The organism is Leucobacter chromiiresistens (genome assembly GCF_900102345.1).
Classification (GTDB): domain Bacteria; phylum Actinomycetota; class Actinomycetes; order Actinomycetales; family Microbacteriaceae; genus Leucobacter; species Leucobacter chromiiresistens.
Genome location: NZ_FNKB01000001.1, coordinates 2,115,575 through 2,126,672 on the forward strand (window position 1 = coordinate 2,115,575; position 11,098 = coordinate 2,126,672).

At 69.3% G+C, this 11,098-nt stretch carries 11 protein-coding genes; 9 read left to right on the forward strand and 2 right to left on the reverse strand.

Going from position 1 to position 11,098, the window contains the following annotated elements; translation table 11 throughout:
* Window positions 1-199 precede the first annotated feature (199 nt).
* Window positions 200-1,645, forward strand: a complete 1,446-nt coding sequence (gene rpsA / locus BLT44_RS09625) for a 30S ribosomal protein S1 (protein WP_010157314.1) — start codon at window positions 200-202, stop codon at window positions 1,643-1,645.
* A 118-nt stretch (window positions 1,646-1,763) separates the two neighbouring features.
* On the opposite strand, the gene BLT44_RS09630 is transcribed toward rpsA, so the two are convergent.
* Complete coding sequence (locus BLT44_RS09630; RefSeq protein ID WP_010157313.1) at window positions 1,764-2,378, reverse strand: DUF4126 domain-containing protein; 615 nt, start codon at window positions 2,376-2,378, stop codon at window positions 1,764-1,766.
* Window positions 2,379-2,426: 48 nt separating this feature from the next.
* Here BLT44_RS09630 and coaE point away from each other — a divergent pair, with 48 nt between their 5' ends.
* The gene (coaE, locus tag BLT44_RS09635; protein WP_010157311.1) at window positions 2,427-3,032 is read left to right on the forward strand and encodes a dephospho-CoA kinase; all 606 of its coding nucleotides are present in this window, start codon (window positions 2,427-2,429) and stop codon (window positions 3,030-3,032) included.
* Here coaE and BLT44_RS09640 read toward each other — a convergent pair.
* Entirely contained in the window at window positions 3,019-3,630 is a 612-nt protein-coding gene (locus tag BLT44_RS09640) for a vitamin K epoxide reductase family protein (protein ID WP_010157310.1), read from the reverse strand. The two genes, coaE and BLT44_RS09640, sit on opposite strands and share 14 nt — an antisense overlap.
* A 259-nt stretch (window positions 3,631-3,889) precedes the next feature.
* On the opposite strand from BLT44_RS09640, the gene BLT44_RS09645 reads away from it, so the two are divergent.
* The 7 genes from BLT44_RS09645 (at window position 3,890) to BLT44_RS09675 (ending at window position 11,095) form a co-directional block, all read left to right on the forward strand.
* Window positions 3,890-6,412 carry an Rne/Rng family ribonuclease gene (locus BLT44_RS09645; protein WP_010157309.1) on the forward strand — a complete coding sequence of 841 codons (2,523 nt, stop codon included), beginning with the start codon at window positions 3,890-3,892 and terminating at the stop codon, window positions 6,410-6,412.
* A gap of 146 nt (window positions 6,413-6,558) precedes the next feature.
* Entirely contained in the window at window positions 6,559-6,867 is a 309-nt protein-coding gene (gene rplU, locus BLT44_RS09650) for a 50S ribosomal protein L21 (protein WP_010157308.1), read from the forward strand.
* Between the two features lie 33 nt (window positions 6,868-6,900).
* Complete coding sequence (gene rpmA, locus BLT44_RS09655) at window positions 6,901-7,155, forward strand: 50S ribosomal protein L27 (RefSeq protein WP_010157307.1); 255 nt, start codon at window positions 6,901-6,903, stop codon at window positions 7,153-7,155.
* A gap of 70 nt (window positions 7,156-7,225) precedes the next feature.
* On the forward strand, window positions 7,226-8,731 hold the full coding sequence (gene obgE, locus BLT44_RS09660; protein WP_010157306.1) for a GTPase ObgE: 1,506 nt from the start codon (window positions 7,226-7,228) through the stop codon (window positions 8,729-8,731).
* A complete protein-coding gene (gene proB, locus BLT44_RS09665) occupies window positions 8,728-9,504 on the forward strand; it encodes a glutamate 5-kinase (protein WP_010157305.1) in 777 nt (258 codons plus the stop codon). The genes obgE and proB overlap by 4 nt, the downstream gene beginning before the upstream one ends.
* A 64-nt stretch (window positions 9,505-9,568) precedes the next feature.
* Window positions 9,569-10,822 carry a glutamate-5-semialdehyde dehydrogenase gene (locus BLT44_RS09670; RefSeq protein WP_010157304.1) on the forward strand — a complete coding sequence of 418 codons (1,254 nt, stop codon included), beginning with the start codon at window positions 9,569-9,571 and terminating at the stop codon, window positions 10,820-10,822.
* Between the two features lie 57 nt (window positions 10,823-10,879).
* Entirely contained in the window at window positions 10,880-11,095 is a 216-nt protein-coding gene (locus BLT44_RS09675) for a hypothetical protein (protein ID WP_010157303.1), read from the forward strand.
* Window positions 11,096-11,098 lie beyond the last annotated feature (3 nt).

The window sequence follows — 11,098 nt, forward strand, 5'->3', positions numbered from 1 at the left end:
CGACGCGCAGACACGCAGACGCGCCGACGCGCCGACCGGATTCTCGATTGATCCCGGGCGCGTCTCCGGGTAGCATGAAGTGTCACAACTGTGGCGACTCAACCATGTCCACGCGTGGGAGTGCTCGCGAATCCACCGGATTCGGCCGCGATCGGCGCGCTTCCGCCTCGATACCCTGTCCATTCTGGAGACCAATTACATGACGAACGCAACGACCGAACGCAAGCAGGTCGCAGTAAACGACATCGGCTCTGCCGACGACTTCCTTGCAGCGGTCGAATCGACCCTGAAGTTTTTCAACGACGGCGACCTCATCGAAGGCACCGTTGTGAAGATCGACCGCGACGAGGTGCTCCTCGACGTCGGGTACAAGACCGAGGGCGTCATCCCCTCGCGCGAGCTGTCCATCAAGCACGACGTCGACCCCGGTGAGGTCGTCGAGGTCGGCGATTCCGTCGAGGCGCTCGTGCTCCAGAAGGAGGACAAGGAAGGCCGCCTCATCCTGTCGAAGAAGCGCGCGCAGTACGAGCGCGCTTGGGGCGACGTGGAGAAGATCAAGGAGAACGAGGGCGTCGTCACCGGCACCGTCATCGAGGTCGTCAAGGGCGGCCTCATCGTGGACATCGGGCTCCGCGGCTTCCTCCCGGCTTCGCTCATCGAACTGCGCCGCGTGCGCGACCTGACCCCCTACCTGGGTCAGGAGATCGAGGCCAAGATTCTCGAGCTCGACAAGAACCGCAACAACGTGGTGCTCTCGCGCCGTGCGCTCCTCGAAGAGACGCAGTCGGCCACGCGCTCCTCGTTCCTCGCCGAGCTCAAGCCCGGCCAGGTGCGCAAGGGCGTCATCTCGTCGATCGTCAACTTCGGCGCGTTCGTCGATCTCGGCGGCGTCGACGGTCTCGTGCACGTCTCCGAGCTCTCCTGGAAGCACATCGAGCACGCCTCCGACGTCGTCGAGGTGGGCCAGGAGGTCACCGTCGAGGTGCTCTCCGTCGAGCTCGATCGCGAGCGCGTCTCGCTGTCGCTCAAGGCGACGCAGGAGGACCCGTGGCAGGTCTTCGCACGCACCCACGCGATCGGCCAGATCGCTCCGGGCGTCGTGACGAAGCTCGTTCCCTTCGGCGCGTTCGTGCGCGTGGCGGACGGCATCGAGGGCCTCGTGCACATCTCCGAGCTCTCGGGCCAGCACGTCGAGCTCGCCGAGCAGGTCGTGCAGGCCGGCCAGGAGGTCTTCGTCAAGATCATTGACATCGATCTCGAGCGCCGTCGCATCTCGCTCAGCCTCAAGCAGGCGAACGAGGGCGTCGACCCCGAGGGCACAGAGTTCGATCCGGCGCTCTACGGCATGACCACCGAGTACGACGAGAACGGGGAGTACAAGTACCCCGAGGGCTTCGATCCCGAGACGCAGGAGTGGAAGGAAGGCTTCGAGTCGCAGCGCGAGAAGTGGGAGCAGGAGTACGCTGCCGCTCAGGAGCGCTGGGAGGCGCACAAGAAGCAGGTCGCTTCGATGCTCGCCGAGGCCGCCGCTGCGCCCGCAGCGGACTCGCCCTCGTCGACGTTCTCGAGCGACGCCGCTTCGGCGGGCGCTCTCGCCGACGACGCTGCACTCGCAGCGCTGAAGGCGCAGCTCGAGGGCAACTGACCCTCAGCCGCAGTGCGGAAGGCCCGGCCCCCGATTCCGGGGGCCGGGCCTTCCGGCGTCTCCGGCGCATGCCACCGGCAGACGATGCCGCCTCACGAGGCCGGCATCGGGGGCCGGCTCACGACGCCGGCTGGCTGCCGCGCACCGCTCGGGTGCGCCGATCGCGCAGCGCGCGCCGGAGCCTGCGCACGAGCAGAGCGATGACGCCGCCGAGCACGAGGAGCGCGATCACCGGGGCCACGACGGCGAGCAGCGTAAGCACGACCGCCCCGAGATCCTCCAAGACGCTGGCGACCGCCGCTCCCGCACCCGCCGTCAGCACGTTGACGATCGGGCGCGCGATCGCTTTCAACGCGTGCGGCACGAGGGCGATGCACGCGCCCAGCACCACCGGCCACACGTCGGCCGAGGCGATGAACTGGGCGGGGTCTGCGACTGCGACGGTGTCGCTGCCCGCGCCCGCCGCGAAGACCATGCCTCCCGATGCCGGGCGGATGAGCGTGTGGAGCACATCGTTGATGGAATCGAGTGCGGGCACCTTGTCGACGAGCACCTCGAATACGAGCAGCACGGCCAGGATCCCGAGGCACCACTCGTTCTCGATCCAACTCCAGCCGCTCGGCAGAGCCACCCACTCCGTGAAGCGCGAGAGGAGGCCGAGCCCGAGCAGCGGGATGTACGCGTTGAGACCCGCCGACGCTGCGAGCACGACTCCGGTGATCACCTCGAGCATGACTGCCTCCCGTGATCAGCCTACGGGGTCGGCGGATAAGCTGGCACTATGCGTTTGATCGGGTTGACAGGCGGCATCGCGGCGGGGAAGTCGACGATCGGGCGGCGTCTCGCGCACCACGGCGCGCACCGCATCGACGCCGATGTGCTCGCCCGCGAGGCCGTGGCGCCGGGTTCGCCGGGGCTTGCTCGCGTCGCGGCGAGGTTCGGCTCGGACGTCGTGCACGAGGACGGGTCCCTCGACCGCGCGGCGCTCGGCGCCGTCGTCTTCGGAGATCCGGCCGCGCTGGCGGATCTCAACGCCATCGTGCATCCGGAGGTGCGACGCCTCTTCCGCGAGCACGTCGATCGCGCCGCCGCCTCCGACCCTGACGCCATCGTCGTCTACGAGGTGCCCCTGCTCGTCGAGACGTCTGCTCGGGACGAGCCGTGGGACCTGGTGGTCGTCGCGGAGGCGGACGTCGAGTCGCGTGTCGCGCGGATGACGGCGCTCCGCGGCATGACCGAAGCGGAGGCGCGGCAGCGCATCGCCCGGCAGGGGAGCGACGCCGAGCGGCGGGCGATCGCCGACATCGTGATCGACACGTCGGGCTCGGAGGCGGAGACGCTTGCGCACGCCGACCGCCTCTGGGAGCGGCTCGTCAGCCTCGGCTGAACTCGGAGACCCAGTCGAGCTGCAGCTGCGCGATGAACGCGATGACGGCGAAGCAGGCCAGGATGATCACCCAGCTCCACGCGTAGCAGCGGGACAGCGCACGCTGCGCACCCGGGCGCACGGGAATGTCGCCCACCGCGTAGGGGCGCAGGAGCGTGATCCAGAAGAGCGGAATGGTGGCCGTCCAGACCACCATGCACCACGGGCACAGCGTGCCGAGCATGAACACGCTCTGCACGAACAGCCAGCAGACCAGCGAGAAGGCGCCGAGCAGGCCCACCTGGTAGGCGACCCAGAACCACGGGGCGAAGCGGGCTCCCGCGAGCAGCGCCACACCGACGGCGATCGGCGCGACGAAGGCGGCGACTCCGATGATCGTGTTGCTGAACCCGAAGAGGGCACCCTGCCAGGAGGCCATGTTCGGCCCGCAGGTCACCAGGATGCTCACCGAGCAGTTCGGGATGTAATCGGGGTTCTGCAGGGTCTTGATATACTCCGTGAGCAGTTCGAACGATGCGAACCACCCGACCGCTCCGGCGATGATGGTGAAGACTGCGAAAGCGACGGGGCGCGGCGCGGCGCGGAGCTCTGAACTCATGGCGCGATCCTACTGCGTGGACCTGCAAGTTCAGCTCCGACCCCCTTCCCGGACACCGTCATGACATAATGGAGTCGGTGAGCGGTGCCGAACCGGCGCGGCTCATGCACAGTCTTTTGAAGGTCGGGTACCTTCACCGGTCGATGAGCGACCGAGCGCGAGCCGACACGCTCGCGGAGAACAGGATTCGCGGGTGACACCGCACGATGAGCAACCCCAGGGGAATGCGCATTCTCCCGGGGCAGAGGAGACACCAGGAATGGTGAAGCACACAGCAACTGAAGAGCACGACCGCTCGGGGGACGAGCCCGTGGAGGAGTACGAGCAGGCGGCGGAGTCCGCGGACCGCCGACCGGATGCGCAGAGCGGCGAGACCCGCTCGCACGACGGCGACGCGTCCGCTGCAGACGCGCCCTCGGCTGGCGAATCGTCGGAGCAGGCCGCGGCGGAAGCGCCTCGGGCGAACGCACCGCAGCTGATCCTGCCCCTCTCGGAGATGAGCCCCGAGGAGCGCTTCCGCGCGACGACGCGACTGATCTTCCTCGCGCCCGACGTGCCGCCGATCGCGCCGCGGCCCCGACGCGTCGACTTCCGCCCGGCCGAACTGCGCCAGCTCGACGATCTGCTCGACGAGCGCTTCTCCCGCGATGAGGCGGGCGGGGAGCGCGAGACCGCGGCCTCGCAGCGGCGCAATCGGCGACGCTCGGTCGGCGGCGAGGCGCCCGCGGCCCCCGAGGAGGAGGCGCCCCGCCGCCAGCCGCGACAGGCTCCGGTGATCACGGAGCCGCAGAAGGTCAAGGGCTCGACCCGCCTCGAGGCGAAGAAGCAGCGCCGCCGCGACGGGCGCGACGCGGGTCGGCGCCGCGTGGTCATCACGGAGTCGGAGTTCCTTGCACGACGCGAGTCGGTGGACCGCGAGATGATCGTGCGCACCACGGCCGACCGCGTGCAGATCGGCGTGCTGGAGGACAAGGTGCTCGTGGAGCACTACGTCGCGCGATCCAGCGAGAACTCGCTCATCGGCAATGTCTACCTCGGCCGTGTGCAGAACGTGCTCCCCAGCATGGAGGCCGCCTTCGTCGACATCGGACGCGGCCGCAACGCGGTGCTGTACTCGGGCGAAGTCGACTGGTCGGAGTTCGAGGGCGGCAATGCGGCTCGGCGCATCGAGAACGCGTTGAAGCCCGGCGACCAGGTGCTCGTCCAGGTGACGAAGGATCCGGTCGGCCACAAGGGCGCGCGGCTCACCAGCCAGATCTCGCTGCCCGGCCGCTTCCTCGTGTACGTGCCCGGCGGCGCGATGAACGGCATCTCCCGCAAGCTGCCCGACACGGAGCGGGCCCGCCTGAAGAAGATCCTCAAGGAGGTGCTGCCGACGGGCGCCGGCGTCATCGTGCGCACGGCCGCCGAAGGCGCGAGCGAGGATCAGCTCACGCACGACGTGCAGCGGCTCACCCGCCAGTGGGAGTCCATCCAGAAGCGCGTCGAGAAGGGCGGCGGGCCGGTGCTGCTGCACTCGGAGCCCGACATGCTCATCAAGATCGTGCGAGACGTCTTCAACGAGGACTTCCACCGCCTGACGATCTCCGGTGCGGATACCTACGGGACCATCGAGCACTATCTCTCCCAGGTCGCCCCCGACCTCCTGGAGCGCGTCGAGCAGTACCAGGGCGAGCGCGACATCTTCGACGAGTACCGCGTCACGGAGCAGATCGCGAAGGCCCTCGACCGCAAGGTCTGGCTGCCCTCGGGCGGATCGCTCGTGATCGACCGCACGGAGGCCATGACGGTCGTCGACGTCAACACGGGCAAGTTCGTGGGGTCGGGCGGCAATCTCGAGGAGACCGTGACGAAGAACAACCTCGAGGCCGCCGAGGAGATCGTGCGCCAGCTCCGCCTGCGCGACATCGGCGGGATCATCGTGGTCGACTTCATCGACATGGTGCTCGAATCGAACCGCGATCTGGTGCTGCGCCGCATGGTCGAGTGCCTGAGCCGCGACCGGACGAAGCATCAGGTCGCCGAGGTGACCTCGCTCGGCCTCGTGCAGATGACGCGCAAGAAGCTCGGGCTCGGCCTGCTCGAATCGTTCAGCGAACCCTGCGATGTCTGCGCCGGTCGCGGCGTGATCGTGCACCACGAGCCGGTCAGCAAGCACCACCGCAGCGAGGCCCCCTCGCGGGGATCGAAGCGCGGCAAGGGTCAGCAGCACGCCGCTTCGCAGCAGCACCAGCAGGCCGAGGCGAAGGCGCAGACCCACGCGATCACCGACGGTGCGAAGAACATGCTCGCGCAGGTGGCGGCCTCCACGCTGCACGCTGCGAAGGAGCCCGAGCGCGACGATCTGGTGCAGGCCCTCCGCGGCGCCGCCGAGGCGGCCGACGCCGAGCGCGACACCCGGTCGAGCACGCGGCCGAACGCCCGGGAGGAGTCGCGAGGAGCGAGGCGCGAGGGATCCGCGGCGACGGGTCGCGTGCAGTCGGGGGACGCGCAGGCGAAGCGAGCGCCGCAGGCCCGTCAGGAGGGGCCGGAGGCGGCGGCTGGCGGTCTGCTGGATTCGGTGCTCGACGCCCTCCCGGCGGCTCCGGCCGCGGGCAACGGGCGCGCGCGGAATCGTCGGGTGTCCACCGCGCCGGTGCGCGGCGGCATGGACGCGGAGCGCTCCGGCGGGTTCGCCGATGCCGCGCCGGCGGAGCCGGTGGATCCCCAGCGCGCCGCGCAGCTCGCGCTCGCCGAGGCTCTGGATGCGACCGCCAAGCGGAAGGATGCGGGTCGTTCGTGACACGCGCACGCGCCTATTTGACCAGAATTGGTGATTCGAGATAATATTGACCGTTGGTGCCACTCTTCGGAGTGGCGAACACAAGCTTCGATCGCGGCGGCGCTGCGGTTCGACACGCAAGGCGATCCTCGAGAAAAGGGTATGAAGTGGTTTACGCAGTAGTGCGCACAAGCGGACGTCAGGAAAAGGTCGAGGTCGGCTCGATCATCACCGTCAACCGTGTTTCGGGCGACTCCACGGGCAAGCTCCAGCTTCCCGCGGTGCTCCTCGTCGACGGCGACAAGGTGACCACCGACGCGGCCGAACTGGCCAAGGTCACCGTGACCGCAGAGGTGCTCAACGACCTCCGCGGACCGAAGATCGTGATCCAGCGGTACAAGAACAAGACCGGTTACAAGAGCCGCCAGGGGCACCGTCAGGATCTGACGCGCCTCAAGGTCACCGGCATCAAGTAATCGCCTCGACAACGATTCAAGGAGTAGAGACTCATGGCACATAAGAAGGGCGCCAGCTCCACCCGCAACGGCCGCGACTCGAACGCGCAGCGCCTCGGCGTCAAGCGCTTCGGCGGCCAGCAGGTGAACGCCGGCGAGATCATCGTTCGCCAGCGCGGAACCCACTTCCACCCGGGCGCCAACGTCGGCCGTGGCGGAGACGACACGCTCTTCGCACTCGCTGCGGGCGCGGTCGAGTTCGGCGCGAAGGGCGGCCGCAAGGTCGTCAACATCGTAGCCGCAGCCTGACTGCGGGCATTCAACGGCGAGGCGGGCTTCGGCTCGCCTTTTGCCGTATCTAGGGGTAGGAAAGACGGTAATGGTCACGTTTGTCGATCGGGTGCAGGTGCACGTCCAATCAGGCCGCGGCGGAAACGGCTGCGTGTCGATTCGTCGTGAGAAGTTCAAGCCGCTCGCCGGCCCCGACGGCGGAGCGGGCGGCCACGGCGGAGACGTCGTGCTCGTCGCCGACCCCCAGGTGACCACGCTGCTCGACTACCACCGGCGCCCCCATCGGAGTGCCGAGAACGGCGGCTACGGCGCGGGCGACTACCGTGCAGGGACCAACGGCGCCGACCTCGTGCTGCCGGTGCCGGTCGGCACCGTCGTGAAGAACGAGGCGGGGGAGACCCTCGTCGATCTCACTGAGCCGGGCACACGCTTCATCGCGGCGAAGGGCGGCGTGGGAGGGCTCGGCAACCTCGCGCTCGCCAGCAGCAAGCGGAAGGCCCCTGGCTTCGCGCTCCTCGGCACCGACGGCTGGGCGGGCACGCTCACGCTGGAGCTCAAGACGATCGCCGATGTCGCACTCGTCGGGTACCCGTCGGCCGGGAAGTCGAGCCTCATCGCAGCGATGAGCGCGGCGAAGCCGAAGATCGCCGACTACCCGTTCACGACGCTCCACCCGAACCTCGGCGTGGTGCAGGTGGCGGATCACCGATTCACCGTCGCCGACGTGCCCGGCCTGATCGAGGGCGCGAGCGAGGGCAAGGGGCTCGGACTCGACTTCCTCCGCCACGTCGAGCGGTGCAGCGCGCTGCTCCACGTGCTCGACTGCGCGACGCTGGAGCCGGGGCGAGACCCGCTCTCCGACCTCGAGGTCATCAAGAACGAACTCGCGGCCTACCCCGTGCCGGAGGGGCAGACCGCACTGCTCGAACGGCCGCAGCTCATCGCCCTCAACAAGATCGATGTGCCCGAGGGGCGCGAACTCGCCGAGTTCGTGCGCCCGGAGCTCGAAGCTCAGGGGTACCGCGTCTTCGAGATCTCGACGGTCTCCCATGAGGGGCTCCGGGAACTCGGGTTCGCGCTCGCGGAGCTCGTGGAGGCCGAGCGGCAGCGTCGCATCGACGAGGCTCCGGTGCAGGAGCGCATCGTGCTGCAGCCCAAGGCGGTCGACGACGGCGGCTTCCGCGTCGTGACCGAGGGCGGCAGCTACGGAACGCTCTACCGCATCCTCGGCGCGAAGCCGGAGCGCTGGGTCGCGCAGACCGACTTCAAGAACGACGAAGCCGTGGGGTACCTCGCGGATCGTCTGCAGAAGATCGGCATCGAGGATGCGCTCGTGAAGGCCGGCGCGGTCGCCGGTTCGACGGTCGTGATCGGCCCGGGCGCCGGTGTCGTCTTCGACTGGGAGCCGACGATGACGAGCGCCGCCGAGGTGCAGATGGGCGCGCGCGGCACCGACCTGCGCGTCGACCCGAACGGGCGACGGACCAACCAGGAGCGCCGCGCGGAGTACCACGACCTCATGGACGCCAAGGCCGAGGCGCGCGCCGAACTCGAACGCGAGCGGAAGGCGGGGCTCTGGGAGGATCAGCAGTGACGCACGGCGACGAGCTGCTCGCCGCCCGGCGCGTCGTGGTGAAGGTGGGCTCCTCGTCGGTGAGCGGCGAGAACGCCGGGCAGATTCCCGAGCTCGTGGCGTCGCTCGCCCGGCTCCACGGCGCGGGGGCGCAGGTGATCCTCGTCTCGAGCGGGGCGATCGCGACGGGCGTGCCGTTTCTCCACCTCGACGAACGACCCGACGATCTCGCGACCCAGCAGGCGGCCGCCGCCGTCGGCCAGAACATCCTCGTCAACCGGTATCAGCGCGCGCTGACCACGCACGAGATCATCGCGGGCCAGGTGCTCCTCACCGCGCACGACATCGAGAATCCGACGCACCGCGACAATGCGCGGCGCGCCATCGAGCGGCTGCTGCAGCTCGGCATCCTGCCGATCATCAACGAGAACGACACGGTCGCGACCCACGAGATCCGCTTCGGCGACAACGACCGCCTCGCAGCGCTCGTCGCCCGGCTCGTCGACGCCGACCGGCTCGTGCTGCTCTCCGACGTCGACGCGCTGTACACGGCGCCGCCGGCCATGGCCGGGGCGGAGCGCATCTCCGAGGTCGCGTACGGCGATCCACTCGCGGGCATCGAGATCGGCGAGAGCCAGTCGGGCTGGGGAACCGGAGGGGCCGCGACCAAGGTGCAGGCCGCCCGGCTCGCGGCGGATGCGGGGGCGACCGTGCTGCTCACGGAGACGCGGCTGCTCGCCGCGGTGCTCGGGGGTGCGGATCACGGCACGCGCTTCGCCGCCCGCCCCGCGTAACGCTCCCCGAGCCGCGGCCTGTGCAGTGCGAGCGGGCGGCCGGCGACGCGCTAGGCTGATGGCCATGCCTGCTGCCGACGCCTTCATCGAACGTCTTCAGAACGCCCGCGACGCCGCTCGCACGCTCGCCGGAGCGACGGCCGACGCGAAGAACGCCGCACTCGAGGCGATCGCCGTCGGCCTCGAGACGGGTGCGCCGAGCATCGTCGACGCCAATGCGCAGGACCTGGAGCGGGGCGAGCAGAACGGGATTGGCGCCGGGCTGCTCGACCGGCTGCGTCTCGACGACCCCCGCGTGCGCGCACTCGCGGGCGCCGTTCGCGAGATCATCGCGCTGCCCGACCCGGTCGGCCAGGTGGTGCGGGGCAGCACGCTCGCGAACGGCATCGGCATCAGCCAGGTGCGCGTGCCCTTCGGCGTGATCGGCGCGATCTACGAGGCCCGCCCGAACGTCACCATCGACATCGCCGCGCTCGCGCTGAAGAGCGGCAACGGCGTGGTGCTGCGCGGCGGGAGCGCTGCCGAGCAGACGAACGCCGCTCTCGTCGACATCGTGCAGCGTGCGATCTCGAGCGTCGGGCTGGACGGCGGGGCGGTGCAGACGATCGATCCGTTCGGCCGCGAGGGCGCGGGGCGCCTGATGCGCGCGCGGGGCTACGTGGACGTGCTGATCCCGCGCGGCAGCGCGGCGCTGATCTCGACCGTGGTCACCGAGTCGACGGTTCCCGTGATCGAAACCGGCTCGGGCGTCGTGCACGTGTACGTCGACGAGACCGCCGACGACGACATGGCGGTCGACATCGCGCTCAACGCGAAGACCCACCGGCCGAGCGTCTGCAACGCGGCCGAGACGCTGCTGGTGCACCGCGGAGCTGCCGATCGCCTGCTGCCGCGGCTCACCGACGCGCTCCGCGATGCCGACGTGTCGATGTACGGAGATGCGGCGACGGTCGAGCGGATCGCGGGAATCGCGCCGGCCGACGAGGAGACCTGGTCGACTGAGCATCTCGCGCTGGAGATGGGGATCCGGGTCGTCGACTCGCTCGACGAGGCCCTCGCCCACATCGAACGCTATTCGACCCGGCACACCGAGGCGATCGTGACCCGGGACTACGCGAATGCCGAGCGGTTCCTCGCCGAGGTCGACTCCGCCGTGGTCATGGTGAACGCGTCCACGCGCTTCACGGACGGAGGGGAGTTCGGATTCGGAGCCGAGGTCGGCATCTCCACGCAGAAGCTGCACGCACGCGGCCCCATGGGGCTGGCGGAGCTGACCAGCACCAAGTGGCTCGTGCGCGGCGCTGGCCAGATACGCTGACGCCACCCGCTAGACTGATTCGGTACCACTTTCCGTTACGAACGCAGGGGACCACCAATGTCACTTCTTGCCACGATCGCAGCTGCCGCCGAAGAGGGGCACCACATCGTCAATGAGCTGCCGTTCCCGGCCGTCGTCTTCGGCATCGTCGTCTTCGCCATCTTCGCTGTATTCGCGGCGGTCACCTTCTCCTTCCGCGACGTCGCGAACCGTCACGCGGCGAAGGCCGAGGCGTACGCCCGCGATCACGGCTCAGCGACGCATCACCCGTAAAGC